The 21,780-nt window shown below is 61.1% G+C and carries 26 protein-coding genes; 17 read left to right on the top strand and 9 right to left on the bottom strand.

The annotated features are described in order from the left end of the window. Positions 1 to 37: 37 nt before the first annotated feature. Positions 38 to 1,315 carry a polyhydroxyalkanoate depolymerase gene (gene phaZ, locus AB1E42_RS06325; protein WP_368346143.1) on the top strand — a complete coding sequence of 426 codons (1,278 nt, stop codon included), beginning with the start codon at positions 38 to 40 and terminating at the stop codon, positions 1,313 to 1,315. On the opposite strand, the gene AB1E42_RS06320 is transcribed toward phaZ, so the two are convergent. Then, a complete protein-coding gene (locus AB1E42_RS06320; protein ID WP_368346142.1) occupies positions 1,305 to 2,054 on the bottom strand; it encodes an alpha/beta hydrolase in 750 nt (249 codons plus the stop codon). The genes phaZ and AB1E42_RS06320 overlap by 11 nt on opposite strands. Before the next feature lie 188 nt (positions 2,055 to 2,242). Between AB1E42_RS06320 and thrS the strand changes: the two genes are divergently transcribed. The 5 genes from thrS to AB1E42_RS06295 all read left to right on the top strand — a co-directional run bounded on the left by thrS (position 2,243) and on the right by AB1E42_RS06295 (position 6,953). Further along, positions 2,243 to 4,189 carry a threonine--tRNA ligase gene (thrS, locus tag AB1E42_RS06315; protein WP_368346141.1) on the top strand — a complete coding sequence of 649 codons (1,947 nt, stop codon included), beginning with the start codon at positions 2,243 to 2,245 and terminating at the stop codon, positions 4,187 to 4,189. A 224-nt stretch (positions 4,190 to 4,413) separates the two neighbouring features. After that, positions 4,414 to 4,716: a DUF2282 domain-containing protein gene (locus tag AB1E42_RS06310; RefSeq protein WP_368346140.1), complete on the top strand. Its 303-nt coding sequence runs from the start codon at positions 4,414 to 4,416 to the stop codon at positions 4,714 to 4,716. A 64-nt stretch (positions 4,717 to 4,780) separates the two neighbouring features. Then, positions 4,781 to 5,638 carry a DUF692 family multinuclear iron-containing protein gene (locus tag AB1E42_RS06305; protein ID WP_368346139.1) on the top strand — a complete coding sequence of 286 codons (858 nt, stop codon included), beginning with the start codon at positions 4,781 to 4,783 and terminating at the stop codon, positions 5,636 to 5,638. Further along, entirely contained in the window at positions 5,635 to 6,399 is a 765-nt protein-coding gene (locus AB1E42_RS06300) for a putative DNA-binding domain-containing protein (RefSeq protein WP_368346138.1), read from the top strand. Before AB1E42_RS06305 ends, AB1E42_RS06300 begins: the two co-directional genes overlap by 4 nt. After that, positions 6,396 to 6,953 (top strand): DoxX family protein, encoded by a 558-nt coding sequence (locus AB1E42_RS06295; protein WP_368346137.1) that lies wholly within the window; start codon positions 6,396 to 6,398, stop codon positions 6,951 to 6,953. The genes AB1E42_RS06300 and AB1E42_RS06295 overlap by 4 nt, the downstream gene beginning before the upstream one ends. A 1-nt stretch (position 6,954) precedes the next feature. On the opposite strand, the gene AB1E42_RS06290 is transcribed toward AB1E42_RS06295, so the two are convergent. Both AB1E42_RS06290 and AB1E42_RS06285 read right to left on the bottom strand, forming a co-directional pair. After that, positions 6,955 to 7,323, bottom strand: coding sequence for a hypothetical protein (locus AB1E42_RS06290; protein ID WP_368346136.1), 369 nt, complete (start codon positions 7,321 to 7,323; stop codon positions 6,955 to 6,957). A 41-nt stretch (positions 7,324 to 7,364) separates the two neighbouring features. Beyond that, positions 7,365 to 7,691, bottom strand: coding sequence for an arsenate reductase family protein (locus AB1E42_RS06285; RefSeq protein WP_368346135.1), 327 nt, complete (start codon positions 7,689 to 7,691; stop codon positions 7,365 to 7,367). A 133-nt stretch (positions 7,692 to 7,824) separates the two neighbouring features. On the opposite strand from AB1E42_RS06285, the gene AB1E42_RS06280 reads away from it, so the two are divergent. The 4 genes from AB1E42_RS06280 to AB1E42_RS06265 all read left to right on the top strand — a co-directional run bounded on the left by AB1E42_RS06280 (position 7,825) and on the right by AB1E42_RS06265 (position 9,951). Next, the gene (locus AB1E42_RS06280; protein WP_368346134.1) at positions 7,825 to 8,268 is read left to right on the top strand and encodes a BLUF domain-containing protein; all 444 of its coding nucleotides are present in this window, start codon (positions 7,825 to 7,827) and stop codon (positions 8,266 to 8,268) included. Between the two features lie 147 nt (positions 8,269 to 8,415). Continuing rightward, positions 8,416 to 8,625, top strand: coding sequence for a cold-shock protein (locus tag AB1E42_RS06275; RefSeq protein ID WP_368346133.1), 210 nt, complete (start codon positions 8,416 to 8,418; stop codon positions 8,623 to 8,625). Between the two features lie 99 nt (positions 8,626 to 8,724). Continuing rightward, the gene (locus AB1E42_RS06270) at positions 8,725 to 9,201 is read left to right on the top strand and encodes a BLUF domain-containing protein (RefSeq protein ID WP_368346132.1); all 477 of its coding nucleotides are present in this window, start codon (positions 8,725 to 8,727) and stop codon (positions 9,199 to 9,201) included. A gap of 381 nt (positions 9,202 to 9,582) precedes the next feature. Then, on the top strand, positions 9,583 to 9,951 hold the full coding sequence (locus tag AB1E42_RS06265; protein WP_368346131.1) for a BLUF domain-containing protein: 369 nt from the start codon (positions 9,583 to 9,585) through the stop codon (positions 9,949 to 9,951). Positions 9,952 to 9,988: 37 nt separating this feature from the next. Here the strand turns inward: AB1E42_RS06265 and thyX are convergent, their stop codons facing one another. Beyond that, positions 9,989 to 10,897: an FAD-dependent thymidylate synthase gene (thyX, locus tag AB1E42_RS06260; RefSeq protein ID WP_368346130.1), complete on the bottom strand. Its 909-nt coding sequence runs from the start codon at positions 10,895 to 10,897 to the stop codon at positions 9,989 to 9,991. Between the two features lie 190 nt (positions 10,898 to 11,087). On the opposite strand from thyX, the gene AB1E42_RS06255 reads away from it, so the two are divergent. The 5 genes from AB1E42_RS06255 to AB1E42_RS06235 all read left to right on the top strand — a co-directional run bounded on the left by AB1E42_RS06255 (position 11,088) and on the right by AB1E42_RS06235 (position 15,477). Next, positions 11,088 to 12,149, top strand: a complete 1,062-nt coding sequence (locus AB1E42_RS06255) for a hypothetical protein (protein ID WP_368346129.1) — start codon at positions 11,088 to 11,090, stop codon at positions 12,147 to 12,149. A gap of 18 nt (positions 12,150 to 12,167) precedes the next feature. Beyond that, positions 12,168 to 13,541 (top strand): surface lipoprotein assembly modifier, encoded by a 1,374-nt coding sequence (locus AB1E42_RS06250; RefSeq protein ID WP_368346128.1) that lies wholly within the window; start codon positions 12,168 to 12,170, stop codon positions 13,539 to 13,541. Between the two features lie 80 nt (positions 13,542 to 13,621). After that, positions 13,622 to 14,050 carry a VOC family protein gene (locus AB1E42_RS06245; RefSeq protein WP_368346127.1) on the top strand — a complete coding sequence of 143 codons (429 nt, stop codon included), beginning with the start codon at positions 13,622 to 13,624 and terminating at the stop codon, positions 14,048 to 14,050. Positions 14,051 to 14,053: 3 nt separating this feature from the next. Next, positions 14,054 to 14,761: a DUF1194 domain-containing protein gene (locus tag AB1E42_RS06240; protein WP_368346126.1), complete on the top strand. Its 708-nt coding sequence runs from the start codon at positions 14,054 to 14,056 to the stop codon at positions 14,759 to 14,761. Between the two features lie 2 nt (positions 14,762 to 14,763). Beyond that, positions 14,764 to 15,477 carry a DUF1194 domain-containing protein gene (locus AB1E42_RS06235; RefSeq protein ID WP_368346125.1) on the top strand — a complete coding sequence of 238 codons (714 nt, stop codon included), beginning with the start codon at positions 14,764 to 14,766 and terminating at the stop codon, positions 15,475 to 15,477. 50 nt (positions 15,478 to 15,527) lie between these two features. Here AB1E42_RS06235 and AB1E42_RS06230 read toward each other — a convergent pair whose 3' ends face one another. From AB1E42_RS06230 to AB1E42_RS06210, 5 genes are all read right to left on the bottom strand, one after another. After that, positions 15,528 to 16,037: a CarD family transcriptional regulator gene (locus AB1E42_RS06230; protein WP_368346124.1), complete on the bottom strand. Its 510-nt coding sequence runs from the start codon at positions 16,035 to 16,037 to the stop codon at positions 15,528 to 15,530. 226 nt (positions 16,038 to 16,263) lie between these two features. Next, positions 16,264 to 16,599, bottom strand: a complete 336-nt coding sequence (gene fdxA / locus AB1E42_RS06225) for a ferredoxin FdxA (RefSeq protein ID WP_368346123.1) — start codon at positions 16,597 to 16,599, stop codon at positions 16,264 to 16,266. Positions 16,600 to 16,647: 48 nt separating this feature from the next. Further along, positions 16,648 to 17,028, bottom strand: a complete 381-nt coding sequence (locus AB1E42_RS06220; protein ID WP_368346122.1) for an RNA-binding S4 domain-containing protein — start codon at positions 17,026 to 17,028, stop codon at positions 16,648 to 16,650. Continuing rightward, positions 17,025 to 19,847 (bottom strand): helicase-related protein, encoded by a 2,823-nt coding sequence (locus AB1E42_RS06215; RefSeq protein WP_368346121.1) that lies wholly within the window; start codon positions 19,845 to 19,847, stop codon positions 17,025 to 17,027. Before AB1E42_RS06215 ends, AB1E42_RS06220 begins: the two co-directional genes overlap by 4 nt. Positions 19,848 to 19,884: 37 nt before the next feature. Further along, positions 19,885 to 20,445, bottom strand: coding sequence for a hypothetical protein (locus AB1E42_RS06210; protein ID WP_368346120.1), 561 nt, complete (start codon positions 20,443 to 20,445; stop codon positions 19,885 to 19,887). 79 nt (positions 20,446 to 20,524) lie between these two features. On the opposite strand from AB1E42_RS06210, the gene AB1E42_RS06205 reads away from it, so the two are divergent. Beyond that, a complete protein-coding gene (locus AB1E42_RS06205; protein ID WP_368346119.1) occupies positions 20,525 to 20,815 on the top strand; it encodes an SCP2 sterol-binding domain-containing protein in 291 nt (96 codons plus the stop codon). Positions 20,816 to 20,819: 4 nt separating this feature from the next. Continuing rightward, entirely contained in the window at positions 20,820 to 21,776 is a 957-nt protein-coding gene (locus AB1E42_RS06200; protein ID WP_368346118.1) for an alpha/beta fold hydrolase, read from the top strand. The last annotated feature ends 4 nt before the right edge of the window (positions 21,777 to 21,780 follow it).

The following is a 21,780-nucleotide window of genomic DNA, read 5'->3' as shown; positions in this document are numbered from 1 at the left end:
AATCAGCGGTTTTGCGGGGCCCGACAGGAGCGACAAAATGAAGTACATGATGACATACGACCTCATGGAAAGCATGCGCACGACCAACCAATGGCTGGGCGCAACAGCCCGCGCAATGGCATCCTACCCGATGATGTCGCTGATGCCGAATCCGTTTATGCAGCTTGTCGGCGCATGGGGCGAAGTCACCGAACGCACCTTCGAGCGCATGGTCGCCAAGCCCGATTGGGGCATCTCCGCCCTGCCCACCGAAGATGGCCGCGACCACCCCATCACCGTCGAGAAAATCGTCGAGCGCCCCTTTGGCGACCTCATCCACTTCAAGATTGCCGGTCGCAAGGAGCGCAAGCGCCGCGTGTTGTTGGTTGCCCCGATGTCGGGCCATTACGCCACCCTCCTGCGTAAAACCGTGATCTCCCTCCTGCCCGATTGCGAGGTCTATATCACCGATTGGCATAACGCCCGTGATATCCCCGTGTCAGAGGGCAAGTTCGATATTGAGGATTATACCCTCTACCTTGTCGATTTTATGAAGGCGCTCGGCAGTGATATCCACGTTATCGCCGTCTGCCAGCCTGCCCCGCTCGCGCTGGCGGCTACCGCCTACCTGGCGGAGCAGGACGCCGATGCACAGCCCCGTTCGCTGACCCTGATCGGCGGCCCGATCGACCCCGAGGCAAACCACACCGAAGTTACCGATTTCGGCCGCTCGGTGACGATGGGCCAGCTGGAAAACACCATGATCCAGCGCGTCGGCTACAAATACGCAGGCGTTGGCCGCCTCGTCTATCCGGGGCTGTTACAGCTCGCCTCCTTCATTTCGATGAATGCCTCCACCCATAGTGAGGCGTTCAGCAACCAGATCATCCGCGCCGCCAAGGGCGAGGCGCAAGACCACGACAAGCACAACACCTTTTACGACGAATACCTCGCCGTGATGGATATGACCGGCGAGTTTTACCTCTCCACCGTCGAGCGCGTGTTCAAACGCCGCGAGATCGCCCGCAATGATTTCACCGTCGCGGGGCACAAGGTCGATTTCGGCAAGATCACCACCGTCGCTGTGAAAATCGTCGAAGGCGAGAAAGACGACATCTCCGCCCCCGGCCAATGCCTTGCCGCGCTCGATCTGCTGACCGGCCTACCGGATTCGAAGAAAGCCAGCCATCTGGAACCGGGCGCAGGCCATTACGGCATTTTCGCCGGCAAAAGCTGGCGTCAGAACATCCGCCCGCTGGTGCTCGAATTTATCGACAGCAATGCCAAGCCACCAAAGGCCAAAGCTGCCAAGGCGGATAACGTCGTTAACCTCTAGCCGCGCGGCGCAGCACCTCTTCAACGCTGCTTTCAATGAGGCTCAGGCAGTCCTCATCCGAGAACCTGTGATCAGCGCCATCCACCAACGTCAGCCGCATATCCGGCCCCGTTGCATGCTCCAAAAGCCGCAGCGCGACAGACATTTCCACATCCGCATCCGCCGTCCCTTGCAGGAAGCGCACCGGAAAACCCAGCGCCAGCGGGTCGCGCAGCACCAGCCGCCCGCGGCCCTCTTCGATCAGCCGCCGCGTGATCGTGTAAGGCTCGCCATATTCTGAGGGTAGCAAAACCTGCCCCTCCGCCTCCAACTGGCGGCGCTGGGTGCTGTCAAACCCCGCCCACATGCTGTCCTCGGTAAAATCCGGCGCGGCAGCAATCGTCACCATACCCGCGACCTTCTCTGGCCATTCCCGCGCGATCAGCAGCGATATCCAGCCGCCCATCGACGATCCCACCAGCACGACCTTGCCCGCCAGCAGCCCAATCGCCGCGCGCGCATCCTCGTACCAGTCGCCAATCGCGCCATCGGTGAAGGCACCGCCGCTCACCCCATGGCCCGAATAATCGAACCGGAGGAACGCCTGCCCCCGCGCCTGTGCCCAGCGCTCCAGATGCACCGCCTTGGTGCCTTCCATATCGGATTTGAACCCACCCAAGAACACCACCGCCGGCCCCGTCCCATCGCTCAGGTGATAGGCAATCTTCCGCCCCTGCGGCGTTGTCAGATACTCGGTCACGGCTTGGCCCCCTTCTTGCAGACTGCGCATTGTTCGAAACACACAAACACCACACCCCTCACCAGCTTTGCAAGGCCCGATCCCCCGAGCTGCTTGACAGCCCGCCCCCGATACGGCACGAGCAAAGCTCGATACATAACCCGCAACCGGGCGTTCCGTGGGCGCCAAACCGACGAGGAGCTAGGCCTATGAGCCAGATTTCCCTGACATTCCCTGACGGCAATTCGCGCGATTACGACGCAGGCATCACCCCTGCCGAAGTTGCCGCCTCCATCGCCACTTCACTGGCGAAAAAAGCGATCTCCGCCACAGTCAACGGTGCGCATTGGGATCTGCAATGGCCGATCACCGAAAACGCCTCCATCGCCATCAACACGATGAAAGACCGCGCCCCCGCGCTGGAATTGGTGCGCCACGATCTGGCCCACATCATGGCCCGCGCCGTGCAAGAGATCTGGCCCGATGTGAAAGTCACCATCGGCCCCGTCATCGAGCACGGATGGTATTACGATTTCGACCGCAAAGAGCCCTTCACCCCCGAAGATCTCGGCGCCATCGAAAAGAAGATGAAAGAGATCATCAACGCCCGCGATACTGTCCGCACCGAGGTCTGGGAGCGCGACCGCGCCCTCGCCCATTACCGCGAAACGGGCGAGAACTATAAGGTCGAGCTGGTCCAAGCGATCCCCGCCGATCAGGCGATCCGCATGTATTGGCACGGCGACTGGCAGGATCTCTGCCGCGGCCCGCACCTTCAGCATACCGGACAGGTTCCCGCCGATGCGTTCAAGTTGATGAACGTGGCCGGTGCCTACTGGCGCGGCGATTCCAAGAACGCCATGCTCCAGCGCATCTACGGCGTCGCCTTCCTCAACAAGGAAGAGCTGAAAGCCCACCTGCACATGCTCGAAGAGGCCGCCAAGCGCGACCACCGCAAACTGGGCCGCGAGATGGACCTCTTCCACATGCAGGAAGAAGCCCCCGGTCAGGTGTTCTGGCATGCCAACGGCTGGTCGATCTACACCACGCTTCAGGATTACATGCGCCGCCAGCAGCGCCGTGATGGTTATATCGAGGTCAACACCCCGCAAGTCGTCGACCGCAAGCTGTGGGAGGCCTCCGGCCACTGGGACAAATATCAGGAAAACATGTTCATCGTCGAAGTGGACGAAGAGCACGCCCGCGAAAAGGCCGTGAACGCGCTCAAGCCGATGAACTGCCCCTGCCACGTTCAGGTCTATAATCAGGGCCTCAAATCCTACCGCGACCTGCCGCTGCGCATGGCCGAGTTTGGCGCCTGTAACCGCTACGAGCCGTCAGGTGCGCTGCACGGCATCATGCGTGTACGCGGCTTCACGCAGGACGACGCGCATATCTTCTGCACCGAAGATCAGATCACCTCAGAGACCGCGAAATTCATCGCCTTCTTGTCAAAGATCTACGCCGATCTGGGCTTCCATAACTGGACGATCAAGCTCTCCACCCGCCCTGAAAAGCGCATCGGATCGGACGAAAGCTGGGACATCGTCGAAAAGGCCCTTGGCGATGCCTGTCAGGCCGCCGGTTACGACTACGAAGTGCTGGAAGGCGAAGGCGCGTTCTACGGGCCAAAGCTCGAGTTCACCCTCACCGATGCCATCGGCCGTGACTGGCAGTGCGGCACCCTTCAGGTGGACCCGAACCTGCCCGAACGGCTGAATGCCCACTACATCGGCGCCGATGGTGAAAAGCACCGCCCCTTCATGCTGCACCGCGCGGTTCTGGGCAGCTTCGAGCGTTTCATCGGCATCCTGATCGAAGAACACGCAGGCAAGCTCCCCTTCTGGCTCGCCCCGCGTCAGGTCGTTGTGGCGTCCATCGTCTCCGATGCGGATGACTATGTGCACGAAACCGTCGCCGCCCTGCAAGCCGCAGGCGTCCGCGCCGAGGCCGACACCCGCAACGAAAAGATCAACTATAAGATCCGCGAACACTCTGTTGGCAAGGTGCCGGTCATCCTCGCCGTCGGCGCGCGCGAGGTCGAAGAACGCACCGTCACCGTCCGCCGCTTGGGCGAGAAAGACACCAAAGTCGCCCCGCTCGACGCGGTAACACAAGCGTTATCAAAAGAGGCAACGCCGCCAGACCTTCTGTAACAAAACCCGTTTTAAGTTTGCTTTTCGGCCCCTTTCGAGGGGCCGTTTTGTTTCATGAAGATATTTTTTCATTATAATTCAATCCATTAACACCCCCGTTGCAGTCACGCGTGCTGACAGCCCCGTGAGGCACGCCAACGTGAATATCCCGCTATGGTTGTGCGTTGCTAGAGATGGGGTGTCAGAAACGACACCTGAAAACAGCAATTAAGGGAACTTCAAAAATGTCCAAAGCGATCAAATCTGTTGCCGTCGCCACAGCCTTTGCCGCCGCCTTGTCCAGCCACGCAACAACCGCGCAGGCGCAGGAACAGGAGAAGTGCTACGGCGTAAGCCTCGCAGGCCAGAACGACTGTGCAGCCGGCCCCGGAACCACCTGTGCAGGAACCTCCACCGTGGATTTTCAAGGCAACGCATGGACCCTTGTTGAGGCAGGCAGCTGCATGGACATAGAGCTGCCCGCGATGGCGGATGGCACCATGCGCGAAGGCTCCCTAGAGCCGCTGGAGCGCGACCTGCCCGCATAGACCACGCCCTTGCGGACGTCCTGTTCGGGCGTCCGCATCCAAGACCAATCACCAAGAGGTTTCCATGCGAGACAACCAGATCGACTTCCCGCATTTGCCCGCCTGCGCCGGTGTCGGATTCAAGCCGCTACACTACACAGACGCACTCCAAAATCCCGGCACCGTGGGCTGGCTGGAAATCCACGCCGAAAACTACATGGGCGCTGGCGGGCGACCGCTCGCCCAATTACGCGCCCTCGCTGAACGTTTTCCGATCTCCGTTCATGGTGTCGGCCTCTCCATCGGTGGCGAGGCACCTCTAGACCAAGATCACCTCGACCGACTGGCGCATCTGGTTGACTGGCTCCAACCGGCAAGCTTTTCCGAACATCTTGCGTGGTCCACCCATGACGGCGCATTTCTGAACGATCTTCTGCCCCTGCCCTATACCAACGCGACCCTCACGCGCGTCGCAGACCATATCGACCAGCTCCAAAACGCGATCGGGCGTCGTATGCTGTTAGAGAACCCTTCCTCCTACCTCGCCTTTTCCGAAAGCACTTGGGACGAACCGGCGTTCCTCACCGAGCTTACCCGACGCACAGGCTGCGGGCTGCTCTTGGACGTGAATAATGTATTTGTTTCCGCCACGAACCTCGACACCAACCCCCGCGCTTATATCGACGCCTACGCGCTGGATCAGGTTGGCGAAATCCACCTTGGAGGGCACAGCGTCGAAACCGACGACGACGGCGCGCCGCTCCTGATCGATAGTCACGGCCAACCTGTTGCCGATCCCGTCTGGTCGCTTCTTGATTACACGCTGGCGCGCTCAGGGGCCAAACCGATCCTCATAGAATGGGATGCCGACGTCCCCGATTGGTCAACACTCCAAGCAGAAGCCACACGCGCAACAACGGCACTCGCCACGGTCGCCGTATGACTTCAGTTCGCCAAACAGACTTCCGCGAGGCTCTGCTCGATCCCACCCGCGCCGCACCGGACGGACTTCTGAGCCGCCAAGGTCGCCCAGCAGATCGGCGCTACAATGTCTATCGCAACAATGTCGTGGCCTCCCTGACCATTGCCCTGCACGAGGGCTTTCCCGCCATTTCGCGCCTCTTGGGCAAACAGAACATGGATGGCGTTGCAGGTATTTACCTGCGACGTTCTCCTCCCAACTCACCAATTCTTTCAACCTATGGCGCAGATTTTGGCGCTTTTCTCGATACGCTCCCACAGCTCTCGCACCTGCCGTATCTCGGTGATGTGGCACGGCTCGAATGGCTGCTGCGCCGCGCTTATCACGCCGAAGACACCCCCGCGATAGACCCGTCCACGCTGGCGGCGATGTCCGCCGATGCATTCGACACCGCGCATCTGCGCTTTGCGCCTTCGCTTGGCCTCCTCGCATCCAAATGGCCGGTCCATGAAATCTGGTCCTATGCCACCCAAGAAAACGCCCCCAAACCGGACGGACATGCGCAGACCGTTTTGATCCTCCGTCGCAACTTCGATCCCGAAATCCATCCAATCGGCGGCGGTGACGCGGCTTTTATCACATCGGCGCGCGCGGGCGACACGCTGCAAGCCGCGCTTGCCTGCGCCACGCAAAGCGATCCCGGCTTTGACCTGTCAGCGCTTCTGAGCCTTCTCCTCGGCGCAGGTGCCGTAACGCACATCACGAAAGGAGATACCGAATGAGGCTGCCGACCACCCTTCAAGCTCGTCTGTCGCCTGCGCTCGATCACAGCGGCGATTGGCTGCTTCCCACATTGGCGCGCTTCGTCTTTGCGGCAACCCTCGCCGGATATTTCTGGGCCTCGGGGCTGACCAAATTGGGGGATGGCTTCTTTGGCTTCCTTCATCCGTCTGTCGGCGCCTACGCTCAGATATTCCCCCGCACGATGGAGGCGGTGGTCTACGATGTTTCCCAACTCTCGCTACTCCATTGGGCCGTGGTGACTGCCGGCACATGGGCAGAATTCATCCTTCCGGCATTGATCATTCTGGGGTTATTTGCGCGGCTGGCATCTCTTGGCATGATCGGGTTCGTTTTCGTCCAATCCCTGACCGACCTTTTCGGCCACGGCGCGCTTGACGACCCCGCCGCCTTTGGTGCGTGGTTCGATCGCCACTCGGACGCGCTGATCCTTGATCAACGCGCCTTCTGGATGCTGCTCTTCTTGGTAATCATTTTCAAAGGGGCCGGCCCCCTCTCGCTCGACCGGTTATTCTTCAAAACCGGAACCGACTAGCTCAAAAATGCGCCTTTTCTTCGTCCGGCTTGCCCGCTGCCAAGGCCAGAACGCCGGCCACACCGACCATCCCGATCGGGAACATCGTCGCGAAATTGAAGCCAAACGCGGCATACATCCCCAGCGCCGAGGCAATCATCAGCACACCGCCCCACAACGCCCGCGCCCGCGCCATCGCGCCACCGGCAATCGCCAACAGCGGCGCGAGGAAACTTGCAGTTTTCACAAAGGCGGGATTTTCAAAGAAACCGATCACCTCGCCCACCTCGCTGAACCGCTCCACGAGCGTGGCGTAACCGTAGCTGAAAAACCCAACCATCATCCCGACGATACCGCCGATGATCCCCAATACCAGTGCTGCATTTCGCATGCTAAATCTCCTTTGCCCCCGACATAGGCACGCAGGTGGCGCTATCCAATAACCGCTGCCTGTACATCTGCCTTCCAGCCTAGATACCACTGCCCGTCTTTCTCGATCACGGGGCGTTTCATCAGCGTTGGATGCGCCGTCAACAGCGCGGCCGCCGGTTGCGCCTTCTCTGCGTCATCCAAGCCCCGCCATGTGGTCGAAGCCTTATTCAGCGCTGCATCGCCAAAGGCCGCAAGGATCGCCGCGCGATCCGCCTCCCCGACCCCGTCCGCGCGGACGTCGATGACCTCCGGTTCCATCCCTGCTTCCCGCATGGCCTTCAGCGCCTTGCGGCAGGTATCACAGCTTTTCAACGCAAAAACACGCATCTGATGCCCTCCAAATTTACAGCACGGCTATCCCTTTGCGCCGCGTTTCGCAACGGTCCGTCACCTAAACCGGCCCCTGCGCAGGCCGTTACGTGCACAAAGAAATCTGTGGAAACGTCGAGAAGAGGACGCAATGACCCAACCTGATCTTTTCCAAATCGTCTACTCGAGCACCGCCAGCAAGCGCATCGCGCCGGAAGAGATCCGCGCCATCCTAGAGACAGCCCGCGCGTACAACCCCTCCAAGGGCGTCACCGGCCTGCTGCTGCATGATGGCTTGCACTTCTTTCAGGTTCTCGAAGGCCCGAAAGACGCGGTCGAAAGCCTCTACGATGCCATCGCCAAGGACCGCCGCCACGCGAATGTCGTGCGCATCCTCGCCCAAAGCATTCCCGAACGCAATTTTGCCGACTGGTCGATGGCCTATTCCGAAGCCAGCCCCGATGAACTGCGCGAGATCGACGGCCTGAGCGATCATTTCCGCGATGGTGGCGGCTTTGCAAACCTGCAAAAGGGTCATGCAAAACTTCTCATAAATGCCTTTTTAAACGGCATTTGGGGTAATCGGGCGGCATAATCTGCAATTTTCCGCTCAAAAATAGCGGCACAGCGTTCTCTTTTGCGGAAATGCACTATGTTGCGGGCGGTGCAGGGGAACGCAGGATGCAACAGCCTGCACTTTGAATTGGGTGCGCCGCACCCGAAAGAAGACAGGAGATCCGGCATGCCGAACGGCACCGTAAAATGGTTCAACACCACCAAAGGCTACGGCTTTATCGAACCCGAAGATGGTGGCAATGACATCTTTGTTCATATTTCCGCTGTCCAAGCCTCTGGTCTGACCGGCCTCACCGACAACGAGAAGATCAGCTTCGAGGTCGTCGAAGGCCGCGATGGCCGCTCGATGGCTTCCAACATCACCAAATCAGCCTAGCTCTATTCGGGTTGAAAATCGGTCTGGGGGATACTAAACCTGCACCATCGGGTGCAGGGAGCCCAACGATTGACGCCGTGAGACCGGCACGAGGCGAATATGCTGCTTCAGAAAATTCGCGACGCCTTTTCCCGTAAACACGCCCCGCTGGACGAGCCTCCAGCTGAGCAAGAATGCTACGCGATCTGCTACAAAAGCATCTCCTCCCACCCGCTCTCCGATGCCGCGATGCAGACCCTCGTGCTCAGTGCCAGAATGCGAAATGTCGCCGCCAATATATCCGGCGCGCTGATCCACGATCGGTCCCGTTTCTGGCAGGTTCTCGAAGGCCCGCAATCAGAGGTGGAACGGGTCTTCAACAGCATTGCTAACGATTACCGCCACAGCGAAATCGTGATCCTCGATCGCGGCGTAAAACCGGAGCGGCAGTTCCCGAGCTTCGAAATGGGAGAAGTCGATCTTACAACGGAAGAAACCAAAGAATCCTGCCGCGCAAATTTCGAGACGATTTTGAACGCCTCAAACGCTGCTGAGAGAGACGCCGCTTTGGCGCAGCTCACCCCTCACCTGAAATAAGACGATGAAGCGCCCCGCCGCGACCGTCTCGCACTATGACGGGCGATGGGTTCAGCGCACACGCTGTTCCGCTCCCGGCAACCATCCGCTTCGCACATAAAATAGCGTCGCGCGGGAGCGCCATGCCAACAATCCCCGCCAGAACACAACCAAAGGCGGAAATTTTCCGTTAGCTATTCAAGCTAGCGTCGTATTTTTTGACCAAATGTCAAAAAGTTTAGCCGAAAACGCCTCGCGCGCTATACTCAAGGTCATAAAGACCAACTCAGGCCCCAAGAGCAGAAACTACCTTTGCGTATGAACACGAGCGCTCCACCCCGCACCGGCCGCGACGACGAGGAACTTTTCCGTCACTTCTACTGAAGTGACGCCACCCGCTTCATGCGCTCCGAAGAAGTCCGCGCGCTGTTGATCGTCGCCCGCATCCGCAACCTCACTTGCGAAATCAGCGGCCTGCTGATCCACGATCACGGGCGTTTCTGGCAATATCTGGAAGGGCCAAAATGGACGGTGGAGCAGGTCTTCAGCTCCATCGAGCGGGATTACCGGCACACCAACATCACCATTGTCGAAAGCGGAGAAGCCACGGCCCGCCAGTTCCCCGATTTCGAAATGGGCGAGTTGGACATCGCCACCCTGCCAGAGGACAACCCCCTCCGCGCCGATTTCGATGCGCTCTTTGGCGGCGGCAGCCACGAGGCAAAATTCGCCTCCGCCCAGCGCCTCACCGATCATTTTTCAGGCGTTTAATACGCACAACCGGCGGCGGTAGAGCTCGGAACTCCCCCTACCCCTCAACCACCGCCATGAACTCGCGCCATTCGCCCGCGCTCATGCCAGAGCTTTCCTGCGTGACAGTTTCGCCCTTCAGCATCCGCCGCATGCATAGCAGCCCCCGCTCCGATATCGTCGCCCCGCCCATCCGGTAATCCTCGAACGCGCCATAGGCAGCCGGCACCCAGTCTGCCACCAGCTTGCAGATTTCCTCTGCATAGACCCGGATTTCGTATTGCGCATGGCTATCCGCCCGCAGCCGCAGGAAGTGGAACAAGTTGTGTAGGTCCACCTTCCAATACCACTGCGTGTAGATATTCGCAGGCAGGTTCATCCGCGCCAGTTCCCGCGCCAGCCCCTGCTGTCCCTCCTGCCCAATCATCTCTTCGTAGTGGTCATAACACCGCGCCGCGTCACCCTTCAGGTATTCCAGCACCCGTACCGCTTCCTCCCCGCTCAGCGCTTCGCCACGGCCTTGGTTGTTCACCACCGATTGCGCCGCCAGCGCATCCGGCTCAGGGATGTAGAACTCGCGATCAAGGATCGAATACCGCGCCGAATATTCGTTCACATTCGCTGTCCGGTGCCGGATCCACTGCCGCGCCACAAAGACAGGCAGTTTCACATGCAACTTGATCTCGCACATCTCGAACGGGGTCGAATGCCAGTGCCGCATCAGATAGCGGATCAGCCCCGCGTCATTCTGCACCGATTTCGTGCCCTTGCCGTAGCTCACCCGCGCCGCCTGACAGATCGCCGCATCATCGCCCATATAGTCGATCACCCGCACGAACCCGTGATCCAGCACGGGGTTCACCTTGTAGAGATGCGCCTCCATCCCCTCCGAAACCGCGCGATAGGTCATTTTCGGCGCGGCGCGCAGTTCGGCGATTTCTGCGTCCTGTTCTGGGGTGATGGGCATTGCGCTCTCCTTCATCTGCGAGTCGCGTTTCACTATATATTGCGGATGCGCCTGCCGGAACCTCTATATGCCGCTATATTTCTGGGAGAATTGCAACAGTTCGCACCCGTTATGCCCTACCACCATTGACAGCAGACCTACCCTAAAGGATTGTGAATAATAACTTTTGAGAAATTCTTGCAGGCCTAACATGAAACGTTCTCTCTCAGCCGTCGCGGTTCTGACGCTTCTTGGCGCATGTAACGGAACGCAACCGTTCTTCGACGGCACGAACGCCCCGTGGATCAACGCCCCCGACGAAGGCAGCTTCGCAGAGGAACTCCCCCCCGCAGAGGAAGCCCCCAGCGCGACCCGCCGCATCCAGCGCTACGAGGAGCAGAACGACTCCGGCGGCGGCTATGCCCGTGATATCCGCTACAACGCCGATAACGACACGTTCTTCGTTAACAACCTCGCATTCGACGGCGAAAACACCTACCAGCGCGGCACGGACATCCCGTCGCTCGCGGCTGGCGCGTTCAACGTTTACGATGCCGATATTCAGGTCGCCGACTATCTCACCGGCAATGCAATCGGCCAGATCGTTCCCTACCGCGCGATATATGCGGAAAGCACCAACACCACTGTTGATGACGATGGCAACACCGTCCCCCGCTCCCGCTTCGCGATTGTCCGTACTGGCGGTTACACTGGTTTCGGGTTCGGCGGCTTCATCTACATGCGCGATGGCGGCGTAACGCTGCCCCCTGAAAACACAACCGGCCAAGCCGGATTTACTGGAAAATATGCCGGGATGCGGGTGTTTAACGGGATTGCCAAGCTCGAACTCACCGAAGCAGACATAGAAATCGCCATCGACTTCGACGACTTCGATGCCAACAACACCGTCAAAGGCCGCCTGTTCAACCGCGTGGCCTATAACCCTGATGGCACCGCCGTTGTGCTTGGGCCTAATTACCTCGCCGGTGAACTTCCCTATGACCCACTGCCGTTCGATATTGCCGAAGGCGTCGATAACTTCAACGAAGACGGCGAGATGTTCGGCACCCTGTCCAATACGCGCCTCGATCTTCAGTCCGGCAATCAGGTCGAATACGAAACAGGCAAATATTACGGGATCATGGCAGGCGATCTAACCGATGCAGCAGACGGTGGCGAAATCGTTGGCATCATCGTTATCGACTCGCTCGACCCCCGCGACGGGATTGAAAAGCCCGTGCAAGAAACCGGCGGGTTTATTGTCTACCGCTAATCCGGTTTACTCAGCGCCATGATGCTCATCCGATTCCTGCTCGCGGCGCTCCTGTCGCTTACCCTCAGCTTGCCCAGCCATGCGCAGCAAGCGGGAGGCGTCGCGCTGTCACCGCAGGAAATGCGCGCCGCTGCGCTGTCGCTCCTCGCACAAGGGGATGCGCCGCAGGCGCTGGCCTTCACCCAAGCCTTGCTCTCCCGCGATCCGGACGACCTCGCCGCGCTGCTGATCGGTGCCGAGGCCGCCATCGCCAGCGACGACCCTGCAACCGCGCACGCTTACGCGACCCGCGCATGGCCGCTCGCTACCACGCCTGATACCCGCTTCCGCGCCGCCCGCCTCGCCGCCCTCGCCCTCTCGCTCGAAGGCCGCGATACAACGGCCCAGCTCTGGCTCCGCCGCGCATTTCAGGATGCGCCCAACGAGGAGGCCCGCCGCTCCGCCGCCGAGGATTACAGCTTCCTCCGCGCCCGCAATCCGCTGCGCTTCCAACTCTCCGGCGGCCTGCGCCCGTCCAGCAACATCAACGGCGGCAGTTCAGAGGACACGCAAACCTTCTACCTCTTCGGCGTACCGCTCGAATTTCTTCTCAGCGAGGATGCCAAAGCCCTCGCCGGATGGGAGCTGTCAGGTCAGCTGGACCTGAATTACCGCCTGCATGAAACCCCCACCAGCCGCCTGAGCCTCACTTTCGGCGGCGGCTATCAAGCCTATGCCTTCACGCCTTCCGCCGCCGCGCGGGTGCCGGATATTTCCGCCAGCGACTTCAATCGCGGCAGCGTTCAGCTTGGCCTGCGGCAGGAGTGGATACATAGCCCAGGCGAAGCCCCGCTGACCCTTCACGCCACCCACGGGCGTCGCTGGTTCGGTGGCGATCTCTACACCACCAGCAACGGCATCACCTTCAGCCAGCCGTTCAAGCTGGATGAAACATCTACCCTCACGCTAACCGCTGACACGGAGCGCACCGCCTACATCGACGCGGGAGACAGCGCCCGCGCCTCAGCAGTTCAGGCGCAGCTATCCCGTTCGCTCGATAATGGCGTCGGCCTGTCGGTAACAGCGGCAAGGCTCATCACCACCTCGGAGACGCTTACCCGTGCCTATACCGGCAGGCGTCTGGGTGTTTCCCTGTCACTGCCGGATCTCCTTGGTGAATCCGATCTGGGCGTCAGCCTATCGCACGAGCGCCGCGCCTATCGCGCGAGTATCACCCCTGATCCGCGCCGCGACAACACCACCACCCTCGGGCTGAATGCCGAACTGCCGAGCTTGGAGTTTTACGGCTTCAAGCCGGTCCTCTCCATCCAAGCCTCCCGCACGGATTCCACCGTCAACCGCTATACCACCCGCGCGCTCTCCACCGGCCTCACCTTCCGCTCCAGTTTCTAGCGCGGCGCCTATCACATGGGCTGGCCCTTCGCGCCTGCCATGCTAGTCTCCTGTCAGATCACAGCAACAGGAGCCACACAGTGTCGATCCGCTATCTGCACACAATGGTCCGCGTCAAAGACCTCGACAAATCCATCGCCTTCTATGAGCTCCTCGGCCTCAAGGAGACACGCCGTCACGAAAGCGAAGGCGGCCGCTTCACCCTCGTTTTCCTCGCCCCCGATGGCCAAGAGGAATGCCCCGTCGAGCTGACCTATAACTGGGACGGAGACGAAGGCCTACCCTCTGACAGCCGCCATTTCGGCCACCTCGCTTACGAGGTCGATGATATCTACGCCCTTTGCCAAAAGCTGATGGATGCAGGCATCACCATCAACCGCCCGCCGCGCGACGGCCACATGGCATTTGTCCGCTCCCCCGATAACGTCTCGATCGAGTTGCTCCAGCGTGGTGACAACCTACCCCCGCAGGAGCCGTGGGCCTCGATGGGCAACACCGGCCGCTGGTAAACCATGAAGCGGGCCATCGTCGCGGCGACAACGGCCCTGATGTTCTGGGGCGCGCAGGCCAATGCCTGCCGCCTCGCCCTTGTGCTGGCGCTGGATGTGTCCTCGTCGGTCGATGCTATCGAGGACCGCCTCCAGCGCAACGGCCTCGCCGCTGCCCTCCTCGCGCCCGAGGTACAGGAGGCATTCTTTTCCGTGCCTGATCCCGTCGCGCTCTATGCGTTTGAATGGTCAGGCCGCTACGATCAAACCACCCTCCAGCCGTGGCGGATCATCCGCAGCCCCGCCGATCTGGTCGCCGTGGCTGAAACCCTCGTCGCCAGCACCCGCAGCCGCGATGACATGCCCACCGCAATGGGGCACGCCTTGGGCCACGCCGCCGTCGCGCTGCAGGAGGCCCCGACTTGCCTCTTTCGCACCATCGACCTCGCCGGCGACGGCTTCAATAACGAGGGCTTCGGCCCTGCCGAGGCCTATGCCCATTTCCCCTTTGATGAAGTTACCGTCAACGCGCTGGTGATCGAGGATCAGGGCTTCGCGGGCCGCTCTGAGCTGTTGGAGTTTTTCCAAAACCGTGTGCGCCGTGGCCCGGGTTCTTTCGTGGTGAGCGCGCGCGGCTATAGCGATTATCAACGCGCGATGCGGATCAAACTGGAGCGCGAGCTGCGCGCCATCATGATCGGCGGCCTGCCCGACACCCCGCCGCAAGGTTAGCGATGCGCGCCTTTATCGCCCTCCTCTTGCTCTCGCTCCTGCCCGACGCCGCGCTAGCGGCCTGCCGTCAGGCGCTGGCGCTGGGGCTGGATGTCTCCGGCTCGGTGGACAGCCGCGAATATCGCCTCCAGCTCGACGGCCTCGCCACCGCGCTCGAAAGCCCCCGCGTGGCGGCACGCCTCCTTGAACTGCCCGACGCCCCTGTCGCGCTGGCGATCTACGAATGGTCCGGCCCCGATTTTCAATCGCTGATCCTCCCGTGGACCGAGATCACCACCGCCGCCACCCTCGCCCAGATCACGGCGCTCCTGCGCAACCACCCCCGCAGCGCCGCGCCCCCCACCACGGCACTCGGCACCGCGATGCTCACCGGCTACGCGCTTCTTGAACAGCGGCCCGATTGCTGGATTCGCACGCTCGATATCTCCGGCGATGGCGAGGCCAATACCGGCCCCCGCCCGCAAACCGTGCCCGACCCGCCCGCAGGTGTGACGGTCAATGCGCTGGTGATCGGCGTCTACGGCGCAGAGATCGGCGATCTCCGTCAGGCCGAGATCAAGCAACTCCGCGCCTATTTCGAGTCCAACGTGATCCGCGGCGACGGTGCCTTCACCGAATCCGCCCTTGGCTTCGACGCCTACGCCGAAGCGATGGAACGCAAGCTCCTGCGCGAGCTGAAATCCATGCTGCTCGGCCAGCTTGCCCCCAAGCCATAAAAAAATCCCCCGCCCGATGGGCAGGGGATTTTCACAAAATAACGCGTGGATCAGGCGGCGCGGCTGACCAATACGCTGTCGATCTCTTTGGCGGCAGCGGTTTCGTCATTACCGGCAACAGCCGCGATCTCGCGGGTCAGGCGCTCAAGCGCGGCTTCATAGAGCTGACGCTCCGAATAGGACTGCTCGCGCTGGTCGTCATTACGGTGCAGGTCGCGCACCACCTCCGCAATCGCGATCAGATCGCCAGAGTTGATCTTCTGCTCATATTCCTGCGCACGGCGCGACCACATGGCCTTTTTGACCTTGGCCTTGCCCTTCAGCGTTTTCATCGCATGCGCCACCACATCCGGCGAGGACAGCGAGCGCATACCCACTTCGGTTGCCTTGTTGGTCGGCACGCGGAGCGTCATCTTGTCTTTTTCAAATGAGATAACGAACAGCTCGAGTTCAAACCCTGCCACTTCCTGGCTCTCGATCGAAATGATTTTCCCAACGCCATGCGCGGGGTAAACGACAAAATCATTGGGGCTGAATTCGGCTTTCTTGGTCTTACTCATGATCATCCTTTCCTGACGATCGACCCCTTACCGCGACAAAAATACCGGCGGGAAAGCGGCGCTGTTCCCGTCGATCTCTGTCATATGTGCAGGGTCATATTTTCTGCATTTGCAGCAATCATATCACAGTTTTCGCATCAAAGAAACACCCCGCAAAAAAGCGGGATTTCTAAAGCGAAACAGGCATCGCAGCCCTGTATTTCAGGCTGCAAGCCGAATCAGAGCGTCAGCCACCCTCGCCGGGAGCCTCGGAGAAAAGCTCCATCTTGCCAGACTTGCCGTCCATCTCGTCGGCATTTGGCAACGGGTCTTTCTTGGTGATGATCACCGGCCACATCTCTGAATACTTGCGGTTGAACTCAACCCACTTTTCCATGTCCGGCTCGGTATCGGGGCGGATCGCGTCAGCGGGGCATTCCGGCTCGCAAACACCACAGTCGATGCACTCATCGGGGTGGATCACCAGCATGTTCTCCCCCTCGTAGAAACAATCCACGGGGCACACCTCCACACAGTCGGTGTATTTGCAGGCGATACAATTGTCGTTGACGATATAGGTCATGGATGCGTCCTGATGTCTGTCGCGGGTTAGCTAGGACAACATCTCCTGTCATTCAAGCGGGAAAGACCCTTTCCCCCCATGAATGGACGCCATGTTCCGCCTTTCCCGCTTTCCTGGGCGGCCCTTTCCCTCAAAACCGGGGTTTCTGGGCTGTTTGTCCTCTTTCGGCGGCGAAAGATCTTCATAGAGCGCCTGCGCTTCGGGGGCAGGTCCGCGCCGCGTGCCACAGCCAAGGATTCGCACCACCTTCACGTCCTCTTCCTTCATGAAGGTCAGCACCACCCCCGGCCCCACGCTGCGCGCAGGCTTCGAGACGGGCGTACCATCCACCCGCACCTTTCCGGCGCTGACGACACTGGCCGCCAGCGTGCGCGTCTTGAAAAAACGCGCATGCCAGAGCCACTTGTCCAGCCGGATCGTGTCGCTCACTTGGTCTTGAAGCCCGAAAGTGCTGCCGCGAACGGGTTGTCAGGGTCGATCTTCTTTTCCTTCGGGGGCCGCGCCTCGAAGCGCTGTCCGCCTTTTCCACCCTGCTGCGGCTTTCCGCCCTTGCCCTTCGGCTTGCCCTTACCACGCGGCTTGTCGCCCGCCGGTCGGGCGGGCTTGCCACCGCGCTGCTGCTGCTGTCGGCCACCCCAAGCAAAGGTATAAAACACCTCCATCTCAGGCGCTTCCGCCTCGGCGCTCGCACTGTCATCGCTTGGCACGGGCGCTTCAACAGGCGCCTCCGCAGGCGCTTCGCTCGGGGCTTCAGCAGGCACCTCTTGCGGCGCTTCCGCAGGGTGCTCGCTCGGTGTCTCCGCTGGCACTTCCTCCGGCTCACCAGAGGTGCTTTCCAAAGCAACATCAGCAGCTTGCGGCTTGACCTTCACGCGCTCACCGCGCTCGGCCTTATAGCCCAACCCTTGCATCAGGTCGGCAAACTGCTCCAGCGTCATGCCGGTGATCGAGAGCATATCCGCAGTCGCCTCGAACCCACCGCGCGTGTCCTTGTCGCGCAGCATGTCGGCAAGGCGCTCCAGCATATCAATGCGGATCGCCCGCGCGCCAGCAGCCCGATAGCCCGCCATCGCGAAATAGCCCGGCGCCGCGCCCTTCTCGGCAGGCACCGTCACCAACCCCGGCGGCGGCGCTTCGGGGAATTCGTCCAACTTCTGCGCCAGCGACCACAGCACCAAACGCAACCGCGTCGGCGCGGGCTTCAGCAAAAGCGGCATGAAAATCGTGAACTGGCCGAAGCGGACCCCGTGCTTGCGCAGCGCACCGCGCGCATCCTGATCCAGCTCCTTGACCTCTTGCGCCACTTCCCCGCGCGGCACCACGCCAAAGCCCTCGGACAGACGGAAGGCAAACCCCTTCGCCAGCCCCGTCAGCGCCTCGTCCTTCAGCATATTGAGCATCGGCTCATAGAGGGAAGCCACTTTGCGGTCGATGAAATGCTGCAAACGGCGCTGCACCTTCTGCGCCACTTCCGTTCCGGCTTCATCATCGACAAACGCCACCACCTGCGGCTTCATAGGGTCATCGCCAGCGACCAGCTTGCCCACCGCATCAGTGCCCCACATCAGGCCGCCTTGCTCGGTGAAATCAAACTCCGTATCGGGCGCGTTGTAGAACCGGTCCGCCCGCAGATGAAACTGCGGCGCAAGTGCCTGTACGGAGGCCGCGCGAAGCGTCTTGGCCTCATCGGGGCTCCCCGTCTTGTCCATCCGGAACCGGAACCCCTCCAAACGGCCGACGAACTCGCCGCCTACCGTCACTTCGCCCTTATCGTTCACGTCGGCCACAAGGCCCTCCTTCTGCTTGAGCCGGCGAAGGAGTACACTCGTCCGCCGGTCCACAAATCTTTGCGTCAGTGCACTGTGCAGCGCATCCGACAGGCGGTCTTCTACAGCGCGAGTCTCCCCGCGCCAATGGGATTCGTCATTCACCCAGCCGCGCCGCTGCGCAACATAGGTCCAAGTGCGGATATAAGCGAGCCTTTTGGACAGCGTGTCGATGTCACCCTCTGGCCTGTCGATCCGTTTCACCTGCCGCGCAAACCAATCCTGCGGGATGCTCCCCCGCTCGTGCAAAAAGCTATAAAGATCGCGCAGCAGCGCCGCATGCTCGCCACGGCTGATCCCACGGAAATCCGGCACGCGGCACACATCCCACAGCAGGCGGACGCTCTGCCCATCACTGGCCCGCGCCCGTGTCTCGGCATCCTCCGCCAGCGCCTTCAGCGCCGCCAGATCGTCGCTTTCCCGCACACGGGTGAACCACGGGTTATCGGTTTTTTTCTCCAGCGCCCCAATCAGCCGCGCGACCGAGCCGAACTCCATCCGGCTGTTGCGCCATTGCAGCTTGCGCACCGGCTGGAACTGGTGCTCCTGAATGGCCTCCGCCACCGCCGGATCAATCTCGGGTGCTTCACCCGTCACGCCAAAGGTGCCATGCGTCATATGCCGCCCCGCACGCCCTGCAATCTGCGCCAGCTCATCCGCCTGCAAGGGCCGCATCCGCTGCCCGTCAAATTTTTGCAGCGCCGAAAACGCCACATGCGTCACATCGAGGTTCAACCCCATGCCAATCGCATCCGTCGCAACGAGGAAATCCACATCCCCGTTCTGATACATCTCCACCTGCGCATTGCGGGTGCGCGGGCTGAGCGCGCCCATCACCACCGCAGCACCGCCCTTGGTGCGGCGCAACAGCTCCGCGATGGCATAGAGGTTATCAACCGAGAATCCGACAATCGCCGCCCGCCCCGGCATCCGGCTGATCTTCTTCGAGCCGGTATAGGTCAGGGTCGAAAACCGCTCGCGGCGCAGAAACTGCGCCGTCGGCACCAGCGCCGCAATCGCGTTGCGCATCGTGTCCGACCCCATGAACAGCGTCTCATGCAGGCCCTGCGCATGCAGCAGCCGATCGGTGAAAATATGCCCCCGCTCAGGGTCGGCACAGAGCTGGATTTCGTCAATCGCCAGAAAATCCGCGCCCATCCCCTCCGGCATCGCCTCAACAGTGCAAACCCAGTATTGCGCACGCTCGGGGACGATCCGCTCCTCCCCCGTCACCAGCGCCACCACCGATGGCCCGCGCAGCTTTACGATCCGGTCATAAACCTCCCGCGCCAACAGGCGCAGCGGCAGGCCAATGATGCCGGTGCGATGCGCCAACATCCGTTCGATGGCATAATGGGTTTTCCCGGTGTTGGTCGGGCCAAGAACCGCGGTGATCCGCCCGGCATGCGGGGAATGGGCCATAGTCGTGATCCCGTCCTCGCGGGCCTGCGCGCGTGGGTTAGGCGTCGCGGCCACTCAGTTGCGTTTCCAGCTGCCCGATGGCCGCCATGACATTTTCCGCTGCAGGCATCATTTCCAGCAGCTTTTCCTGTACGGCCAGCGCCTCCTCGATGCGGCCCACATCCTCCAAGATGGTCGCCAGCCCGTTCATCGCCCCAATGTGGCGGGGGTTGAGCGCCAGCACCACACGGATGTCATCTAGCGCGGGGCCAATATGGTCAAGCTGATAATAAGCCCGCGCCCGCGCCTCCCGCGCCGCTGCGAATTCCGGCGCATGATCCACCGCTGCCGTCAGATGCTCCACCGCCACCTCCGGTACGCCCGCGTCCAGCGCCTCTTCCCCGCGCCGCAGCAGCAGGTCAATCGCCGGTGAACCGCTCTGCCCCCAGATTTCCCTCAACGAATCAAGAATGCCAGCTATTTCGCTCGCCTCCGCACTCGAAAGCGCCTCCAAAAGGAACGCCTCGCGTCCTTCTTGGGCATTTCCCGCGACGGAAAGCGCAAAACACACGCAGACTGCCGCCACGGCACGTTTGAGGTAGACGAACAAACCAGACATATTCCAAATGTAACGCAACCTGCGCGTCATACCAGACCGCAGAACAGAATATCGCGCCACGCGAGAGAAAGGACATTCCATGAGCGAGATCATCACCAAAGCCGTCGAGGCTCTCAGCGCGAAACTTGGCGACGCAGGCTACGACGGTTCCGCCAAATTCGTCATCGAGGGCGAAGGCAGCATCATGATCGACGGGTCCGGCGTCCGCGCCGCCGACGATGACGCCAACGTCACCCTCACCGCCAGCGCCGAAACCTTCCAAGGCATCCTCGAAGGCGACATCAACCCCACCTCCGCCTTCATGACGGGCAAGCTGTCGCTCGATGGCGATATGGGCGAAGCGATGAAGCTCGCAGGCGTCCTCGCCTGAGCCCATGACCGTGGCGACCGCTCTTCCCCCCGCGCCTTTCTATGCAGAGGTAGCACAGGGCCCCAAGGATGTGGTGGCGCATTGGATCACCGCCGCCGATGGCCCGCGCCTGCGCGTGGTCTATTGGCCGGCGGAACCCGCCAAAGGCACCATCCTGCTGTTCCCCGGTCGTACCGAATACGCAGAGAAATACGGGCAAACAGCGCGTGATTACGTCAGCAACGGCTATTCCGTCCTGACGATCGACTGGCGCGGCCAAGGGCTTGCTGCCCGCCTTGTCCCCGATGTGGCCAAGGGCCATGTCCACAAGTTCCGCGACTATCAACATGATGTGCACGCGATGGTCGCGGCGGCAAGGGATCTCGGCGCAACCGCGCCCTTCTTCCTGATCGCGCATTCTATGGGCGGGGCCATTGGCCTACGCGCCCTGCATGACGGGCTTCCGGTGCAGGCAGCGGTGTTTTCCGCCCCGATGTGGGGCATCAACATGCACCCAGCGCTGCGCCCCGCGGCCCTCGCCATCGGCGTCATCTCGCAGCTCACGGGCCGGAGCCAGAACTTCGCCCCCGGTCAATCCGGCGACATGCACTTCGATTTCGATAATTTCGACGCCAACAGCCTGACCTCTGATCGCGAAGCCTACGCCGCCATGATCCGGCAGCTTCAGGCCCATCCGGCACTGGCCCTCGGCGGGCCGACCGTGCAATGGGTCTACTCCGCCCTGCGCGAGACAAGGCGCCTCGCCGCGATGACCCCGCCAAAGCTTCCCTGTCTGACCTATCTCGGCACCGAGGAAAGCATCGTCGATCCCGCCCGCATTCACAGCATCATGTCCCGCTGGAAAGGCGGCACGTTGCACATGCTGACCGGCGCGCGCCACGAAGTGCTGATGGAAACGCCCCCGATCCGCGCCAAGATCCTCACGGAAACATGCGCCTTCTTTGGCAAAAGTCATTATTAAACAG

This window comes from Pelagovum sp. HNIBRBA483, from assembly GCF_040931995.1.
Taxonomy (GTDB): Bacteria; Pseudomonadota; Alphaproteobacteria; order Rhodobacterales; family Rhodobacteraceae; genus JAEPMR01.
This window is presented reverse-complemented; position numbering and strand designations above follow the sequence as displayed.

Coding starts and splice junctions, on each gene's coding strand:
- phaZ (WP_368346143.1), top strand. CDS start 38: ATGAAGTACATGATGACATACGACCTCATGGAAAGCATGCGCACGACC.
- thrS (WP_368346141.1), top strand. CDS start 2,243: ATGAGCCAGATTTCCCTGACATTCCCTGACGGCAATTCGCGCGATTAC.
- AB1E42_RS06310 (WP_368346140.1), top strand. CDS start 4,414: ATGTCCAAAGCGATCAAATCTGTTGCCGTCGCCACAGCCTTTGCCGCC.
- AB1E42_RS06305 (WP_368346139.1), top strand. CDS start 4,781: ATGCGAGACAACCAGATCGACTTCCCGCATTTGCCCGCCTGCGCCGGT.
- AB1E42_RS06300 (WP_368346138.1), top strand. CDS start 5,635: ATGACTTCAGTTCGCCAAACAGACTTCCGCGAGGCTCTGCTCGATCCC.
- AB1E42_RS06295 (WP_368346137.1), top strand. CDS start 6,396: ATGAGGCTGCCGACCACCCTTCAAGCTCGTCTGTCGCCTGCGCTCGAT.
- AB1E42_RS06290 (WP_368346136.1), bottom strand. CDS start 7,323: ATGCGAAATGCAGCACTGGTATTGGGGATCATCGGCGGTATCGTCGGG.
- AB1E42_RS06285 (WP_368346135.1), bottom strand. CDS start 7,691: ATGCGTGTTTTTGCGTTGAAAAGCTGTGATACCTGCCGCAAGGCGCTG.
- AB1E42_RS06280 (WP_368346134.1), top strand. CDS start 7,825: ATGACCCAACCTGATCTTTTCCAAATCGTCTACTCGAGCACCGCCAGC.
- AB1E42_RS06275 (WP_368346133.1), top strand. CDS start 8,416: ATGCCGAACGGCACCGTAAAATGGTTCAACACCACCAAAGGCTACGGC.
- AB1E42_RS06270 (WP_368346132.1), top strand. CDS start 8,725: ATGCTGCTTCAGAAAATTCGCGACGCCTTTTCCCGTAAACACGCCCCG.
- AB1E42_RS06265 (WP_368346131.1), top strand. CDS start 9,583: ATGCGCTCCGAAGAAGTCCGCGCGCTGTTGATCGTCGCCCGCATCCGC.
- thyX (WP_368346130.1), bottom strand. CDS start 10,897: ATGCCCATCACCCCAGAACAGGACGCAGAAATCGCCGAACTGCGCGCC.
- AB1E42_RS06255 (WP_368346129.1), top strand. CDS start 11,088: ATGAAACGTTCTCTCTCAGCCGTCGCGGTTCTGACGCTTCTTGGCGCA.
- AB1E42_RS06250 (WP_368346128.1), top strand. CDS start 12,168: ATGATGCTCATCCGATTCCTGCTCGCGGCGCTCCTGTCGCTTACCCTC.
- AB1E42_RS06240 (WP_368346126.1), top strand. CDS start 14,054: ATGAAGCGGGCCATCGTCGCGGCGACAACGGCCCTGATGTTCTGGGGC.
- AB1E42_RS06235 (WP_368346125.1), top strand. CDS start 14,764: ATGCGCGCCTTTATCGCCCTCCTCTTGCTCTCGCTCCTGCCCGACGCC.
- AB1E42_RS06230 (WP_368346124.1), bottom strand. CDS start 16,037: ATGAGTAAGACCAAGAAAGCCGAATTCAGCCCCAATGATTTTGTCGTT.
- fdxA (WP_368346123.1), bottom strand. CDS start 16,599: ATGACCTATATCGTCAACGACAATTGTATCGCCTGCAAATACACCGAC.
- AB1E42_RS06215 (WP_368346121.1), bottom strand. CDS start 19,847: ATGGCCCATTCCCCGCATGCCGGGCGGATCACCGCGGTTCTTGGCCCG.
- AB1E42_RS06210 (WP_368346120.1), bottom strand. CDS start 20,445: ATGTCTGGTTTGTTCGTCTACCTCAAACGTGCCGTGGCGGCAGTCTGC.
- AB1E42_RS06205 (WP_368346119.1), top strand. CDS start 20,525: ATGAGCGAGATCATCACCAAAGCCGTCGAGGCTCTCAGCGCGAAACTT.
- AB1E42_RS06200 (WP_368346118.1), top strand. CDS start 20,820: ATGACCGTGGCGACCGCTCTTCCCCCCGCGCCTTTCTATGCAGAGGTA.